Below are 15370 nucleotides of genomic sequence, written 5' to 3' on the forward strand. Positions count from 1 at the left end.
TATAGTCAATTCAAAACAAAAGAGTTATAGTAAGGACAAATATCATAAAATAATTTAGATAAATCGTTTTCTAACCAACCTTTACGTAAAGATTTCACGTTTCCCCACTTCTTTTCAATAGGATTTAAATCAGGACTATAAGGAGGTAGGAACAACACACGATGACCATGTCTATTAAAAAGACGTGTTACTTTCTTATGGAAGCTGGCATTATCCATGACAATGACGCATTTAGTATTAAGCCTCGGAATTAAGGTGTTCTTACACCAACTACGAAATACTTTTGAGTTAATGTTTTGTTTAAAGTAATCAATAGCAAACAAGGTTTTATTATAGAGTGCACCTATAACATTTGTTCTGCTACGAGCTTGCCAATTATAACTATCAATACAAGGTTTGCCGATAGCGCTATAGCCAAAAGGACGTATGACTTCCTGCTCAAAACCGCTCTCATCCATATATACTATGGGAAATCCTTGCTTTTGATAAAAAGCTAGCTTAGCTTGATACTCTGCTCTTTTAATCAGACAAGCTTTTGGATGGCTTAAGGTCTTTTTTTTGAGTGATACCAAGGCGTTTTAGTGCGACACAGATACCTGAAGTGCTACATCCTAAACGTCTTGCACGTTCATAATGATAGCTGTCTGGATGGTTCTCTACATCTTTAAGTAAAGCGTCATTAGCAATTTTAGTCGGTTCGATATTGCGTGTTTTCTTGCTATATAACCGTTTTTTCCATTTCTGGATGGTGGTTGGACTGATATCATATTCTTGAACAGCTTCTTTAAAGGTCATTCCCTTTTCTAAGCTTTTTAATACTTGTTTGCGAAATTCTAAAGAGTATGTCATTGGTTTCCTAATTTTTGGTTCTTTGAATGACTTTATAACATTTTTAGTATGAATTGACTATAAAAGGGGTTGATGACATACAAACCATTGAGCAAGATAAGGTGGACTATCACCCAATATTGCAACAAAAGTCAAATATTTATTGTCCTGAATGTCATTCTTATCGTTTGGTCGAATTATATTGGTATCGCCGATATTTGGCAGAACATAATGTAGAAGATAGTAAAACCCATGACAACATTATAAACTTACCAAAAATATTTACTGATGATGCAAAAAACTTTGTTGGCTGTTTGCATTGTCAGCAAACCTTTAAAATAAAAATTAATGCAAAAAAAGAATGGATTGAAACTTTATTGACACTAGGATTTATACTGATAATAACTTTTGTATTACCTATAGTTTCAGATTATCTTGATACTTTGGGGATAAAGAGTAATATTTTTCTAGGATTTTTAGTGAGTTTTATTTATTTTTATTTAAGCTTTTCCACTAAACCCACCAGTGACTGTCTTGAAAAAATCTCGTTGAGTTAACAAGGAGAGATTATGAGTAATAAAAAGTGGCTAATCGTTTTAATCTTATCAACCATTATTAGCTTTATTTTGGGATACCAACTCAAATCTTTTTTATATACCGATACTTGTCTTGATATGGGGGGTGGAATGAACCCTGAGGGTTATGGAATTTGTGTGGTCAGTGAACCTACAGACCTGTAAGTATATACCCTAATCATTTTGACAATTAGACTTTGTTAGACTGGTATCTACTAAGGTATTTTTTTAGGATAAATAATGAATATTCCAAGCTATTGGTCAGAACATACCATTGAGTTTGCTTACGAAAATAAACGCAGTAAAAACAAAACCACTAAAATCAAACGTTATGGCTGGTCAAATACCAGTCAAGCTGAGGCAAAAGAACATGCCATTGAGCGTTGCCAGCAAGCAAAGCAGACTTTATTAGCAACAGGCAAAGTCAAACGGGTTGAAGGTAAAGACAGCTATTTGGATAAAACAGATTTGCCCATTCGTGAGCAAGTGCTTCATCATTATGCTGATTTAAATTGTGTCACTACGGTAAATAGTTATGGGGCAACTTGTCTAAATGTCGAAAATGTGATGATTTTGGATATTGATAATGATGATATAACACGATTTTGTTGGCGGCATAAATTTATAGATAAGCCTTTTCTAATTTTAGATAAAATAAAAATGAGATTTGTTCTTTTTGCAATATTTTTATTGGCTGTTATTTTTTTATTTAGTGTAAAGCCTTTTACCTCATGTGTTAGTGATGTCGTGTTGTATCTTAAATATATTATATGGGCTTTTTTTAGTAGTTTTTTTATAGTATGGGCTTTATTTATACTGTTTGATTCTATAGATGACAAGAGAATGGCACAATGGCTAAAAAAACAAGGCGGTGAATTAGCTATTTTAGAGATGATTATCAATAAATTCTTAGAAGAAAATAATGACTTTGCTTTTAATATTTATCAAACGCCCTTAGGTTTTCGCTTAATTGCTTTGCAAGACACTTTTTTTGCCAATGACGATAAAACCCAACTGTGTTTTAATCAGTTACCTGTTGATAGCTGTTATGCCAAATTGTGCCAAGTTCAAAATTGCTTTCGAGCCAGAGTCACAGCAAAGCCGTGGCGGATCGAGCAAGATAAATATCACCACCCACAGCAACAGCAACAACAAATAGAGCCTAGAATACCCAATAGATATTTTTGGCTAAACAATGATAAGACCAAAGAGCGTAATGAATGGCTACAGAGCTATCATCAATTAGCTAAGAATTATTCTGCTTGTCATTTTATTAAATGCATCGGGCAATCTGCTACTCATTCTATTAACTCACCTATCAATGAACAAGTAGCAAAAGTGGTGCAGTTGTATGATGATTTATGCCGTAGCCATCGTAAGTTGCCATTGGCATAAGTTAAAATTTTTGGCTTTTTACTTATTGGTTTTTTTTATCTCGGCGGAATGTCCATGTATTCTCATCAGAATCATCGGCACAATAATAATACCCTGCCAAATTAAAGTCTTTTAGCTGTTCAGCATTACTCAGTTTATTTTCTACCACATATTTCACCATTAAGCCACGAGCCTTTTTGGCATAAAAGCTAATTACTTTGTAGCTGCCATTTTTCTCATCTTCAAAACGAGGGGTAATGATATTGGCGGTCAACTCTTTTTTCTTCACTGATTTAAAGTATTCATTTGATGCCAAGTTAATCAGCACTTTATCGTCACTGTCTGTCATACGCTCATTAATTACTTGGGTGATTTTTTCTCCCCAAAATTCATATAAGTTATCACCTTGTGGGTTTTTGAGTTTTGTACCCATCTCTAGGCGGTAAGGTAGGATTAAATCTAGCGGTTTTAACACACCATATAACCCTGACAAAATCCCCAAATGCTCATTTAGATAAATAACGCTGTCTTTATCCATATTATAGACATCAAGTCCTGTATAAACGTCACCATCGAATAGATAAACAGCAGGCTTGGCATTATCTGCGCTAAACGGCTTATCTTTACTCCACTGCCAATCTTGGTTGCGTTTGGTATTCAGCTGAGCTAAGTCATCAGAGATGTTCATTAACTCTTGTAAGTCGATGGGTTCTTTATTTTTTAATACCTTCATCAAACTTTGTGATTGCTCAATCAACTCTGGCTGACTGTAGTAATTGCCGATATTGATGGGCAACTCATCACTTTCGTTTAGGCTTTTGGCAGGGGATAAAACAAAGTACATGGTTATCCTTATTTTTTAAATAGGTTTATTTTTTATTAATTTTAGCTCAATTTTTCTTGCAACTTTTCCTATAACAATGAAAGTTCAACAGACTCTAAACAAAACATAATAACTATGAATCAGGGTATCTTAGCCATTATGGCAATACAGAAATATGGCATAAAAAATCTCAGAAACAATTTGTCACAAAATCCAACCCAATTTTTTTTAAATTACACCACAATACCATTAGTTATGATTTTTACTCTATTCACTACAACTTAACTTGTCTCAACTTCTTGCTATTCTCTCTTAAAAAGAAAGAAGCAAAGGGCCTCTATCGATTATTAATCAACTGACAAATTCAAAGTGAACTAAGTAAAATAAACATTGATGCCATAAGGATACAAAACCATGCTGAAACATATATTGCGTGCTAAATTTCAAACAGACTCAAGCACAATAAGTCATGAGAAACGGCAAAAAACTGATAAAAAAGCATCATTATTGACAAATATTGGCATTGGTGTCAGTCTAGCAACGGCTGCAACTGCCCCCCTCTCAGCAACGGCTGCCAATGAAATTATGCCATCTACTGCAACCTATAAATTTACTGTTGATAATAAGTACGATGGTACAGCAACTCGCAAATTAACGAAATCAGGCAGTAACTGGAATTATAAAGTCAATGCCAAAGCTTCTGGTGTGGCTCGTGCAAATCAAAGCAGCATTTTTAAAATAAATGGCAATACGGTATCACCAAGCTCTGCTAGCACCTCCTACAAGTTTTTGGGTGTTGGACGTACCCATAACCTTAGTTTTAATCCTACTGCAAAAAAAGTCACCAGTACCTATCGTGGCAAAACCAATACTTTTTCTGCACCAAATGGTGCATTTGATGATCTTAGTCTTGAGGTACAAATCAGAGAAGATTTATTAAATGGGCGTTTTTCTGGCACTTATTACATGGCAAAAAAAGACAAGGTAGAAAAAACTCAATTTAAAAAAGTAGGTACTTATAATATTACTGTTCCTGCAGGCACTTATCAAACGGTACGTATTGACCGTATCCATGATGACAGTGACCGTGCTTCTAGCTTTTGGCTTGCCCCTAGTTTAGACTATTTACCCATAAAAATAACGCAATTAAATGATGGCAAAAAAATGGAGATGCAGCTCACTGGTGTGCAATAGTTAACATACATATAGTTAATAACCTCACTCTCAACTTTATTTTATAAAATCATATATGCCCCCTCCCAAACCCTCTCCTTACTTCAAGGGGAGAACTTAAAAACCAGTTCCTCTCCCTGATGAGGGATATAGCGAAACACTGTTTCGCTCCTGAAGAGCGTTAATAAATAGTCCAGTGGACTATTTTAGCGATGCAAGACGAAAAGCTGTGCTTGTAGTACAAGACAAGAGCTATGCTCACCTAGTAAGGGGGAGGTTAGGAGGGGGTCTTATAAGTTAATAGTTAATAGTTATTGTCACTAACCATAGCTAAAAAAAGTGGGCAAAACCTAAAATATGGTCTCATCCGCTTTTTTATCTCATTGAATATGAATATTGATACCCAGATTTATGAATCATGATCAAATATTAAGCATGATTGACTGGATTATTCATAGAAGGCAAACGCTTTAATAGCTGAAATAACCAGATGTTAATCAATAATAATAACACCGCATCAATCACATAAATCCATAACGATGACCAGTTTTCAGCATAAATATGCGTAAATAACACCACCCCACTTGCACCAAAATAAACCAAAGTAATCATACTTGCCAATAATAAAGCATAGGCGGACTTACCTTTTGTCATCCATGGAGATAGCACAAATGCTGGAATTAGCCATAGACTTTGCCACACAATACCACCGATGATATCAAGTTGTGCATCATTTGTAATACTAATGCACACTGGCATGGCGAGCATACGGTATAACAGCCAAATAATCCATACTACTTTTAACCTTCGACGTATGGGCGTGACGGGTCTGACTCCTCGTGTCGCTTTGCTACGACTTTGGCGCATACGCATAAACCTTACTTTCCTTACTATTAAAAACGAGTCATTATAGATTATTTTTTAGGATCGGTATAACTTGTCACTGATAACGCTATTTATAATGATGCATTAAGTAGTGCACGTGCAGTTAGTCCCAAACGTTTACCTTGCGCCACTGCTAACATACGCTCATCTTTACTCATCGGCTCATCATGATCTGCCCCACTTACATGGGTTGCACCATAAGGCGTACCACCACGGTTGGTACGATTAAGTGCAGGCTCAGCATACGGTAAGCCCAATACCATCATGCCATGATGCAATAATGGCAACATCATACTGATTAGTGTGCTCTCTTGACCACCATGCATTGATCCTGTACTGGTAAACACACAAGCAGGTTTATTTTGCAAATTGCCTGCCAGCCAAAGCGTTACTGTACTATCCCAAAAATACTTCATTGGTGCTGCCATATTGCCAAAATGTGTCGGGCTACCTAATGCTAAGCCTACACAATCTTTTAAGTCTGCCATTGTGCAGTATAAATCGCCCTCATCAGGAATGGCAGGGCTGGCAGTGGTAATCTCTGTAGCAACCTTAGGAACAGTGCGAATACGTGCCGTTATACCCACATCTTCAATCCCTTGAGCAATGGCATACGCCAACTGCTTTGTTGTTCCATATTGTGAATAATATAGCACCAGCACATAAGGTGTTGTGGTCATAATAGGTCCTTTACATTATTTATTAAATATCAGTTTATTAAATATCAGTTTATGAAGTATTGGTTTATTAGCTATCGGATAATTAAGAAGAAGAAAAGTCATTTTGATGGTTAAAATACTGCTTGCCATCACCTATCATCAAATAATCAACCTGATAATTGATAGGAGACCCATCAGCATACACTGCAATCAATTGTATTTTGACACAATTTTTTTGCATATATAAAAGTGTAATTTTTGCTACACTATGGCAAATTTTACAATAATGTGTGCCTAAGTATGGAAAAGTTACTTAAAAAACTGCCATTTTATAACCAACAATGGTTTGTTTTTCTACGTTTTTTAATTCATCATTTTCTAGAAGATAACTGTCAACAAAAAGCAGCGTCTCTTACCTATACAACACTATTATCTATTGTCCCTGTCTTAACCATTTTACTAATAATTTTATCTTCTGTCCCAGCTTTAGGAGATGTTAGAGCGCAAATTTATCAGGTGATATATAATAACCTACTGCCACAATCGAGCATGCAAGTCAGTCAATATATCAATGAGTTTACCGAAAAGTCCACTAATTTGACTGCCATGGGTATTATGGTGCTGTTTGTGACCACAGTCATGACATTATTTACCATCGAAACTGCATTTAATCAAATATGGCGAGTAGAAGACAAATCTGGTGGTATGAAAAGTATCGTGCGCTATTGGCTTTTGCTCACCGTAGGGCCTTTGGTATTAGGCACTGCGTTTATTGTGTCGAGTACAGTACAAAGTTTGAGTTTTTTAAATCAACAAATTGCAGGCTATGGTATTGACTGGTCTTTTTGGGTTCACATTGTTTCATTTGTGGTAACCACGGCTGGCTTTATTGGCATGTATTGGTTTATCCCTAAAGCTTACGTTCCAATAAAAAATGCGGCCATCGCTGGAGTTATTGCTGCCATCTCTTTTGAATTGCTTAAATATATATTTGGTATTGCCATGTCAAATGCGACCAATTATGAAGCGATTTATGGCGCTTTTGCTGCATTACCCATCTTTTTATTATGGATATACTTATCATGGAACCTTATTTTAATCGGGGTTGAGATTAGCTATACCTTAACCATTTTTGAGACCAAAGAAGTCTATCCTCGTCATCCTTTGTTTAGTCTCCTTGACATGCTTAATTTGATTTATGACCGCTATCAATTAGGGCAACCTGTTGATGAGCAAGATCTCAGAGATGTTTTGGGACGAAAAGAGTTGCCCAAATGGTATACCTATATCCACTATCTGAAAAAAAATGACTTAATTACGGTAACAGAACATAATCGTTATGTCTTAAAAAGAGACTTATCGCAAATGTCATTATGGGATTTTTATACTACCTTACCCTACCCGCTGCCCATCAAAGACGAACTTGACCTTATGGATGATAGCATCCAAACACCATGGCTGAGTTTATTAGCACCCCGCCTTATTAATACCGAAAACTATGCCCGCAAAACTCTTGATGTGCCACTGGCAGATATTTTTTCACACAGTCATCCTCGCCCAAAAACAGAGCCACCTGAAGCTAACTTACCACAAGATAGCAATGAATATCCTGCACAACCAGAGGCTTTTGATGAGAGTGCCAACAAAACTTATGACAATCAAAATCGTGAACAAATTTTACCTGAGACAAATGAACAACCAAAGAAAGCAGAAAAAAATCGCTTCGCTATATTTAATAAACTTCGCTTGCATAAAAACACAAACACCACTTTAATTAGTGAAGATGACAATCCTAATAAACCGAATAAAACAGCGAATAAATAATAAAAACTAACCCATTTAATGAGACCTTAGCAATGCTACCAACTGCATCTCTTTCTGTATTAGATATCAGTGCCATTTTTTTATCACTAACCGCGCTTCTTGCCTATACAAATAAACGCTTTATTGGATTACCCACCACCATTGGCGTCATGGTCATCTCTTTAATACTCTCCATACTGGCAATTTTTTTGGGCTTCTTAGGGTTTGATGAGCTATTTGACTATGAAGTAAGCTTATTAGATCAACTCGACTTTACTGAAGTCTTGCTAGATGGCATGTTGTCTATGTTGCTGTTTGCAGGTGCGTTACATATTAACATTAGTGACTTACGCCGCTACAAGCTACCCATTGGTATTTTAGCGTTTTTGGGCACATTGGTATCTGCCTTTTTAATTGCCGCTGCCACCTATGTCGTTCTGCCTTTACTTGGCTTTGAATTATCATTTATCTGGTGTCTATTATTCGGTGCCCTCATCTCTCCCACAGACCCCATTGCAGTGATGGGTATTTTATCTTCAGCAGGCGCACCCAAAAGTTTAGAAACTGTGATTGCTGGCGAGTCATTATTTAATGATGGTATTGGTGTGGTGATATTTGTGCTACTACTTGGCATTCTTGCCAGTGGTGACATTCCCACAGCAGGACACATTGGACATAGCCTAGCAGTAGAAGCTGGTGGTGGTATTGCCTTTGGTATCATATTAGGGCTTATCTTGTATTACTTAATCAAAAGTATCAACAGCTATCAAGAAGAAGTACTACTCACCTTAGCAGGTGTATTGGGTGGTTACTCACTTGCCAGCTACTGGCATTTATCTGGCCCTTTGGCAATGGTGATGATGGGATTGATGCTGGGTAATCATGGACGCGCCTATGCCATGAGTGATGAAACACGTCATTATGTGGATTTATTTTGGGAATTAATAGATGAGATTTTAAACGCCATTTTATTTGTCTTAATTGGACTAGAAGTGGTGGTCATTGCTTATTCTATTAATTTATTTATTGCTGCCATTTTAGCCATTATCATTGCCTTAGCGGCTCGTTTTATCGTTGTTGGCATGACCACCAAGACCTTTAGAAAACAGCTTGACTTACCTAAAGGTGCATGGAAAGTATTGACATGGGGTGGCTTACGTGGTGGTATTTCAGTTGCATTGGTACTGCAATTGCCTGTAGGTGAAGAGCGCAATTTACTACTGGCTCTTACCTATGCCATTGTCATATTTTCTATTTTAGTACAAGGCTTAACCATTGGTAGAGTTGCAAAAAGTATCAAACAGCCCTTACCACACAAAGTCTTAGAATAATTGTAATTAAATCAAGTATTCTTAAGCTTAAGGTACTTCAATCTCAACTTTTCCCCATCTTAATCTCCTCCTTAAAAAAGTGGGAGAAACTGACTTTTAAGCTCTCCCCTTACTTCAAGGGGATGGGTTGGGAGAAGTCATATATCAATTGAGTAAATTAAGTTGAAAGTGGGGAGTAAGATAGATAGTTATAAAACTTCCCTACTTTTGGGTTATATTTATCCCTCATCAACCATGCCCACTAAATAGTTACTAAATGACTGAGGTACAATTAATGGGAGTGAATGGCTGAACAAGGTTTAAAAAAATTCATAAAATATGTTATATTAGAGCATGTTAGGCGTGTCTTATTGAATCAATTTTTTTAATATTAGATTTTTTTAATATCAGTTTGATATGGCAGTGGTTTTTAAACACTGCATCATACTATGCTTATGACCATAAAACTATAAAGCGAACTTTATCATGTATAACTCATTCGTCTCAGTCACCCGCCAACTGATGGCTAATCATTTGTTTGGAAAAAGTCATCGCTATGCTTCTATTTGTCTGCAAGCCTCTTTACCTTTGTTAGCATTCATGGCTTTACCTTCAGCACAAGCAGGCAATATGTATATTTATAAAGATAAAGACAGTGGGCAAGTGCTATTAACAAACGTGCACAAACCATCTGGCAATTTTAATAAATTTACCCAACCTGTGAAAGTCACTTATTATCCTGACTCCAAGCTCCAAACAAATAACAGTAGTAGTACTGCTACTAATGGGTATAACGGCTTTGCTGCGCCAAGTCCCAGTGCCAATCGTAACTCCTATGATGCTTTTATTAGAGACTCAGGGGCGCGCCATGGTGTTGACCCTGCGCTTATTAAAGCAATGATGCATACTGAATCGGCGTTTAATCCTAATGCACGCTCACCAGTAGGCGCACAAGGACTGATGCAACTGATGCCAGCCACTGCCAGACGCTTTGCTGTCAATAACCCTTGGAATCCTGCTGAAAATATCGAAGGTGCTGCCAAATATATCGCTTGGCTAAAACGACGCTTTAATAACAATATTGAATTTGTTGTTGCTGGTTATAACGCAGGTGAAGGTAATGTCACTAAATATGGTGGTATTCCTCCATTTAGAGAAACCCAAAACTACGTCAAAAAGGTATTGGGACGCTACAACAATCTATACAAACTTGACAGCTCGTTACTCAATACAGCAGTAGCTCAGCCAAACGTACAAGCGATGCCTGTTAGCTATGCAACCGTTAGCAATCAAGTCATTTATAATGACTCCCTAAATAATGTAAGCAGTGACAGTTATACGCAATCAGCCTATGCAGCTTTGCGTTAATACATTTTCATATTTAGTTTGATACTAAATCACAGTCATAGCGGTTCAATAAAAAGTTCAACAAAAAAGGGTAGATTAAAATATTTAATCCACCCTTTTTAATTATCCCCTATCAACCAACTAAAATAAATGATTAATCACTGGCATTTGTGGCTGCCCAGCATCTTCTTCTGCCACCACCTGACGTGCCACATGCATGATTAATTGCCGCAACCATCTGTGTGCTGGGTGATGCTGTAAAAGCGGCGACCATGCCATTGTTAGCTCAAACTCAGGAATAAAAAACGGTGGCTCTTTTAACACAATGCTGTCATTGGTCGCCTGCATCCGCGCCACTCGAGTTGGCAGGGTTGCAATCAAATCCTTATTTGCAGCAAGCATGGCAGGCATCTGATAATGACGGGTAAACACACTGATTTGCCGTTTTTGTCCTAAACGCTGCAATGCCTGATCAATCGAGCCAAGCCCACCTGACTTTTCTGGATTCACCCCAAATCCAACTCCCATACCTGTTTTGGACACCCAAACATGTTGGGCTTTTAGATAGTTTTTTAAATTAAAACGGTTGATATAAGGGCTTTCCGCTGACAACAAACAACTAAAGGTATCTCGCCATACCAAAACTTGATGGAAACTTTGTGGTATTTCATTAAAACGATTAATGGCTAAATCTACTCGCCCCTGCTCCATATCACGATAAGAAACATCTGATGGGGTCAAAAAATCCAAAATCACATTAGGCGCTTCTGAGCGTAATGCTTTTACCAGTCTTGGTACTAATGTTGCCTCTGCATAATCTGAGGTCATGATACGAAAGACCCGTGACGTACTATAAGGGCGAAACTCTGTACGTGGCTCTAATACTTGGGTCAAATCTGCCAATATTTCACGAATACGTGGCTGTAACTCCAATGCACGCTCTGTTGGAGTCATTCCCTCAGATGAGCGCACCAATAAAGGATCATTAAACAGCTTGCGCAATCGGCGTAATATATTACTCATCGCTGGTTGGGTAATACCTAATTGCTCGGCGGCACGAGTGACGTTTTTTTCACGTAATAAAACATCCAAATGCACCAATAAATTTAAATCAACTCGCTGTAAATTCATAAATATCTATATCCACTAATCTCTACCTAATAATAATTAATACCCAAAAGCACCTTGAAACTCCTATAAATACTATACTATAATAAAGGTGAATACCAAAGATAACTATCATAAATTAGATAAATCTTCTTAACCACTATATAGTTATTGACACTACTTGAGATGGTACTGAGATAGAGGGATGATGTTAATCTGCCAATTCAAATAAGTTCGGTTGTCGCAGCATTTTTGCTGCTTTTGAGTGACTACATTATACCAATAAACCTATCTTTTCTTTTTTTATTTACTTTAATATTTTATTCATCAAAGGAGATGTTAGATGTCAACTTATACATCAGCAATAGATCATATTCGTGAACTAAAACAAAAACATGGTAACTGGCAAAATATCAGTGAAACTGATGCCGCTCGTATGATTGTACAAAACCGCTTTAAGACGGGCTTAGATATTGCTAAATATACTGCTGCTATCATGCGTCAAGACATGCAAGAATACGATGAAGATACTTCTAAATACACCCAATCTCTAGGTGCATGGCATGGTTTTATCGCTCAACAAACCATGTATGCTAACAAAAAATATTTTGGTACTACCTCAAAACGCTACATTTATCTCTCTGGTTGGATGGTTGCCGCTCTTCGCTCAGAGCTAGGTCCATTACCTGACCAATCAATGCACGAAAAAACCACTGTTCCTGCATTGATTGAAGAGATCTATACTTTCTTACGTCAAGCAGATGCCAAAGTATTAAATGACTATTTCCGTGAGCTAAATGCAGCAAAAGAAGCAGGTCAAGACACCAAAGAAATTCAAGATAAAATTGATAATTTTGAATCACACGTTGTGCCAATCATTGCTGATATCGATGCAGGTTTTGGTAATGAAGAAGCAACATACCTACTAGCAAAAAGCATGATTGAAGCAGGTGCTGCTGCCATTCAGATTGAAAACCAAGTATCTGATGCCAAACAGTGTGGACACCAAGCAGGTAAAGTCACTGTACCACATGAAGATTTTATCTCTAAGCTAAATGCCGTACGCTATGCATTTTTAGAGCTTGGTGTAGATGATGGCGTTATTGTTGCTCGTACTGACTCAGAAGGTGCCTCACTAACACAAAAAATCCCAGTATCACAAGAAAAAGGCGATCTAGCTTCTAAATACATCGACTTTATCGAAGTAGAAGAAATTGATATTGCTGATGCACGTGAAAACGACGTTCTACTTAAACGTGATGGCAAACTGGTACGTCCTGTACGTCTAGCAAATGGTCTCTATCAATTCCGTGATGGTACTAACATTGACCGTGTTGTTCTAGACTGTGTGACTGCCCTAGAAAATGGTGCAGATTTACTATGGATTGAAACACCAACCCCAGATATCGCACACATTAAATCAATGGTTGATCGCATCAAAGAACAACAACCAAAAGCCAAACTTGTTTATAACAATAGCCCATCATTTAACTGGACACTGAACTTCCGTAAGCAAATCATCGCTAAATGGGAAGAAGAAGGTAAAGACATATCAGCCTATGATAAAGACAACCTAATGAGTGCTGAGTATGATGGTACTGATCTTGACAAGGCTGCTGATGAACTAGCACAAAACTTCCAGCGTGATGCAGCACGTGAAGCAGGTGTCTTCCATCACCTCATCACCTTGCCAACCTATCACACTGCTGCTCTAAGCACCCATGAGCTTGCAAAAGGCTACTTTGGTGAAGAAGGTATGCTGGCTTATGTTTCTGGCGTACAACGTAAAGAGATCCGTGAAGGCGTCTCTTGCGTTAAGCACCAAGCAATGGCTGGCTCTGACTTAGGTGATGATCACAAAGAGATCTTCTCTGGTGACAACGCGCTTAAAGCTGGTGGTGAGAAAAATACCATGAACCAATTTAATCATTAATCAATGATTAAGTTGTCCTTTAAAAACTAACTAGATATCTAATGCTAATATTAAGTCAAATAGTGTTAAATTAAATAGTTAGCAGCAAATCTTAAAAAAGACCACTCTACAATGTAGGGTGGTCTTTTTATATTTTAAACACCAATTTATATCTAAATTGGACATTGACTGTCTGGATATATCACCTATCAATTTTTATCTTTTGCTTTAGCTGGATCATCATTTTCCACTTTCATCTCTCCAAGCTGAATCGTTGCTGCACCATGAGGCTGCTTATGATTTAAATGTTGCAAACGTTGATAGACTTTTTTTATTATTTTAAATAATAAATATGCAGTTATTGCTAATAACCATAGCCACCATAAACCAATCACTCCTAGCACCACCACTTTAAGACTATCCCAACCTTTAACAAAGCGATGATAGGCTTGGGTCGAAAAGCTTGGCTGCTGTGTTGCTATCACTGATTCTAAATTTTTACTGACTTCCTTATATACAATATCAGGTTGGCTAAAACTTAGATGAATGGTGCTAAAAGCCACTTGATCTGCTATTGCTAAGCGTTGCAATTTTGCCATCTGTTGCTGCTCTTTGGCAGCATAAGTCGCTGTAATACTATCAACATTACTATTTTGGTCTTTATCATTATGGCTATTGAGGCGCTCACCACTCAACTCGTCTGCCATATCAGCATTGAGTTTGGATTCTAGCTGTTGCCGATATAAATCTAATGTCACATCTTGGGCAGTAAAATTATGCGCATTTAAAAAGGTAATTTGCTGTTGTAATTGACGCAAAAACTCACTCACTTTTTGACGTGGAATACGCAGCGTCATATTCGCTTGTCGATAATAAGTGGTCAGGGTAATATCGTCATCACCTTGCTGAAACACACGTTGAGAAAGTGATTGATTACTGATATTACTTTGTGCCACATAGCCACCTTGTTGTTGCGTGAGTATCTCAATGGCATTGCTACTTTTTACCACGTCAGCAACTTTAAAATCGGCTTCGACATTAATGACAAGTTTTTTACCTGCCACTTCAATATCAGTGGCAGTAGTATTTAGTATAATATTGCTATCTGATGTCAAGTTTTGTGTGCTATTTGAGGGTAAAATCTCTGAGCTAAAGCTATCCATTGATGTGGTCGATAAATCAGTATCAGGCATATTAGTGACTGCCATATCCGTACTACTGCTCATTGACTCAGCGACATTGTCTATCTCAGCTTCATGTTGTGGTGCCTTACCTTGACTACAGCCACTCACTACCAAAGCCCCGATTAACACCATCGAAATGAATTTACCATTTAAATGAGCGAATATGTAAGGCGGCTTTATTAACATTATTTTTGCCTTCATTTTGTTGTCATCCCATATTTATTATTGATTAAATTTATATCATATATTTCAATTTACTGAAATTTATTTTTAAACCATATAGCCACTTATTTATATATTTAATGTATATCAGCAATCAACATTCATACCATTAACTTTATTAAAAAGCTCATAATGCCTTTATAGCTTTCAATAAAATTTATTTAAAAA

Annotated in this window: 15 protein-coding genes; 8 read left to right on the forward strand and 7 right to left on the reverse strand. The window is 37.1% G+C overall.

The window, feature by feature from the left end; translation table 11 throughout:
* Nucleotides 1-5: 5 nt before the first annotated feature.
* The gene (locus tag FHK89_RS13670; RefSeq protein ID WP_230655621.1) at nucleotides 6-572 is read right to left on the reverse strand and encodes an IS630 family transposase; all 567 of its coding nucleotides are present in this window, start codon (nucleotides 570-572) and stop codon (nucleotides 6-8) included.
* Nucleotides 520-849 (reverse strand): IS630 transposase-related protein, encoded by a 330-nt coding sequence (locus FHK89_RS13675; protein WP_230655620.1) that lies wholly within the window; start codon nucleotides 847-849, stop codon nucleotides 520-522. The genes FHK89_RS13670 and FHK89_RS13675 overlap by 53 nt, the downstream gene beginning before the upstream one ends.
* Before the next feature lie 197 nt (nucleotides 850-1046).
* Here FHK89_RS13675 and FHK89_RS13680 point away from each other — a divergent pair, with 197 nt between their 5' ends.
* The 3 genes from FHK89_RS13680 to FHK89_RS13690 all read left to right on the forward strand — a co-directional run bounded on the left by FHK89_RS13680 (nucleotide 1047) and on the right by FHK89_RS13690 (nucleotide 2798).
* On the forward strand, nucleotides 1047-1385 hold the full coding sequence (locus FHK89_RS13680) for a hypothetical protein (RefSeq protein ID WP_230661403.1): 339 nt from the start codon (nucleotides 1047-1049) through the stop codon (nucleotides 1383-1385).
* A 12-nt stretch (nucleotides 1386-1397) separates the two neighbouring features.
* Complete coding sequence (locus FHK89_RS13685) at nucleotides 1398-1568, forward strand: signal peptidase complex subunit 1 family protein (RefSeq protein WP_230661405.1); 171 nt, start codon at nucleotides 1398-1400, stop codon at nucleotides 1566-1568.
* A gap of 75 nt (nucleotides 1569-1643) precedes the next feature.
* Complete coding sequence (locus FHK89_RS13690; RefSeq protein ID WP_230661407.1) at nucleotides 1644-2798, forward strand: hypothetical protein; 1155 nt, start codon at nucleotides 1644-1646, stop codon at nucleotides 2796-2798.
* A 22-nt stretch (nucleotides 2799-2820) separates the two neighbouring features.
* Here FHK89_RS13690 and yaaA read toward each other — a convergent pair whose 3' ends face one another.
* Complete coding sequence (gene yaaA, locus FHK89_RS13695; protein ID WP_230661409.1) at nucleotides 2821-3621, reverse strand: peroxide stress protein YaaA; 801 nt, start codon at nucleotides 3619-3621, stop codon at nucleotides 2821-2823.
* A gap of 564 nt (nucleotides 3622-4185) precedes the next feature.
* Here yaaA and FHK89_RS13700 point away from each other — a divergent pair.
* Nucleotides 4186-4794 carry a DUF3108 domain-containing protein gene (locus FHK89_RS13700; RefSeq protein ID WP_230661496.1) on the forward strand — a complete coding sequence of 203 codons (609 nt, stop codon included), beginning with the start codon at nucleotides 4186-4188 and terminating at the stop codon, nucleotides 4792-4794.
* Nucleotides 4795-5202: 408 nt separating this feature from the next.
* Here FHK89_RS13700 and FHK89_RS13705 read toward each other — a convergent pair whose 3' ends face one another.
* Both FHK89_RS13705 and wrbA read right to left on the reverse strand, forming a co-directional pair.
* Entirely contained in the window at nucleotides 5203-5646 is a 444-nt protein-coding gene (locus FHK89_RS13705; protein WP_230661411.1) for a hypothetical protein, read from the reverse strand.
* An 83-nt stretch (nucleotides 5647-5729) separates the two neighbouring features.
* Nucleotides 5730-6338: an NAD(P)H:quinone oxidoreductase gene (gene wrbA, locus FHK89_RS13710; RefSeq protein ID WP_230661413.1), complete on the reverse strand. Its 609-nt coding sequence runs from the start codon at nucleotides 6336-6338 to the stop codon at nucleotides 5730-5732.
* A gap of 279 nt (nucleotides 6339-6617) precedes the next feature.
* On the opposite strand from wrbA, the gene FHK89_RS13715 reads away from it, so the two are divergent.
* The 3 genes from FHK89_RS13715 (at nucleotide 6618) to FHK89_RS13725 (ending at nucleotide 10798) form a co-directional block, all read left to right on the forward strand.
* Complete coding sequence (locus tag FHK89_RS13715; RefSeq protein WP_230661415.1) at nucleotides 6618-8141, forward strand: YihY family inner membrane protein; 1524 nt, start codon at nucleotides 6618-6620, stop codon at nucleotides 8139-8141.
* A gap of 32 nt (nucleotides 8142-8173) precedes the next feature.
* Entirely contained in the window at nucleotides 8174-9451 is a 1278-nt protein-coding gene (locus FHK89_RS13720; RefSeq protein WP_230661418.1) for a cation:proton antiporter, read from the forward strand.
* Nucleotides 9452-10030: 579 nt separating this feature from the next.
* Nucleotides 10031-10798, forward strand: coding sequence for a lytic transglycosylase domain-containing protein (locus FHK89_RS13725; RefSeq protein ID WP_230661498.1), 768 nt, complete (start codon nucleotides 10031-10033; stop codon nucleotides 10796-10798).
* Between the two features lie 120 nt (nucleotides 10799-10918).
* On the opposite strand, the gene FHK89_RS13730 is transcribed toward FHK89_RS13725, so the two are convergent.
* On the reverse strand, nucleotides 10919-11908 hold the full coding sequence (locus FHK89_RS13730) for a LysR family transcriptional regulator (protein ID WP_230661420.1): 990 nt from the start codon (nucleotides 11906-11908) through the stop codon (nucleotides 10919-10921).
* Between the two features lie 319 nt (nucleotides 11909-12227).
* Here FHK89_RS13730 and FHK89_RS13735 point away from each other — a divergent pair, with 319 nt between their 5' ends.
* Nucleotides 12228-13817, forward strand: a complete 1590-nt coding sequence (locus FHK89_RS13735; protein WP_230661422.1) for an isocitrate lyase — start codon at nucleotides 12228-12230, stop codon at nucleotides 13815-13817.
* Between the two features lie 188 nt (nucleotides 13818-14005).
* Here FHK89_RS13735 and FHK89_RS13740 read toward each other — a convergent pair whose 3' ends face one another.
* Nucleotides 14006-15166 carry a DUF4349 domain-containing protein gene (locus FHK89_RS13740; protein ID WP_230661424.1) on the reverse strand — a complete coding sequence of 387 codons (1161 nt, stop codon included), beginning with the start codon at nucleotides 15164-15166 and terminating at the stop codon, nucleotides 14006-14008.
* Nucleotides 15167-15370: the final 204 nt, after the last annotated feature.

The sequence above is a fragment of the Psychrobacter sp. I-STPA10 genome, from assembly GCF_021012795.1.
Taxonomy (GTDB): Bacteria; Pseudomonadota; Gammaproteobacteria; order Pseudomonadales; family Moraxellaceae; genus Psychrobacter.

Excerpts from the sequence above, each read along its gene's own strand:
- FHK89_RS13675 (WP_230655620.1), bottom strand. The coding sequence starts at position 849 with ATGACATACTCTTTAGAATTTCGCAAACAAGTATTAAAAAGCTTAGAA.
- FHK89_RS13685 (WP_230661405.1), top strand. The coding sequence starts at position 1,398 with ATGAGTAATAAAAAGTGGCTAATCGTTTTAATCTTATCAACCATTATT.
- FHK89_RS13690 (WP_230661407.1), top strand. The coding sequence starts at position 1,644 with ATGAATATTCCAAGCTATTGGTCAGAACATACCATTGAGTTTGCTTAC.
- yaaA (WP_230661409.1), bottom strand. The coding sequence starts at position 3,621 with ATGTACTTTGTTTTATCCCCTGCCAAAAGCCTAAACGAAAGTGATGAG.
- FHK89_RS13700 (WP_230661496.1), top strand. The coding sequence starts at position 4,186 with ATGCCATCTACTGCAACCTATAAATTTACTGTTGATAATAAGTACGAT.
- FHK89_RS13705 (WP_230661411.1), bottom strand. The coding sequence starts at position 5,646 with ATGCGTATGCGCCAAAGTCGTAGCAAAGCGACACGAGGAGTCAGACCC.
- wrbA (WP_230661413.1), bottom strand. The coding sequence starts at position 6,338 with ATGACCACAACACCTTATGTGCTGGTGCTATATTATTCACAATATGGA.
- FHK89_RS13715 (WP_230661415.1), top strand. The coding sequence starts at position 6,618 with ATGGAAAAGTTACTTAAAAAACTGCCATTTTATAACCAACAATGGTTT.
- FHK89_RS13720 (WP_230661418.1), top strand. The coding sequence starts at position 8,174 with ATGCTACCAACTGCATCTCTTTCTGTATTAGATATCAGTGCCATTTTT.
- FHK89_RS13725 (WP_230661498.1), top strand. The coding sequence starts at position 10,031 with ATGGCTTTACCTTCAGCACAAGCAGGCAATATGTATATTTATAAAGAT.
- FHK89_RS13730 (WP_230661420.1), bottom strand. The coding sequence starts at position 11,908 with ATGAATTTACAGCGAGTTGATTTAAATTTATTGGTGCATTTGGATGTT.
- FHK89_RS13735 (WP_230661422.1), top strand. The coding sequence starts at position 12,228 with ATGTCAACTTATACATCAGCAATAGATCATATTCGTGAACTAAAACAA.
- FHK89_RS13740 (WP_230661424.1), bottom strand. The coding sequence starts at position 15,166 with ATGTTAATAAAGCCGCCTTACATATTCGCTCATTTAAATGGTAAATTC.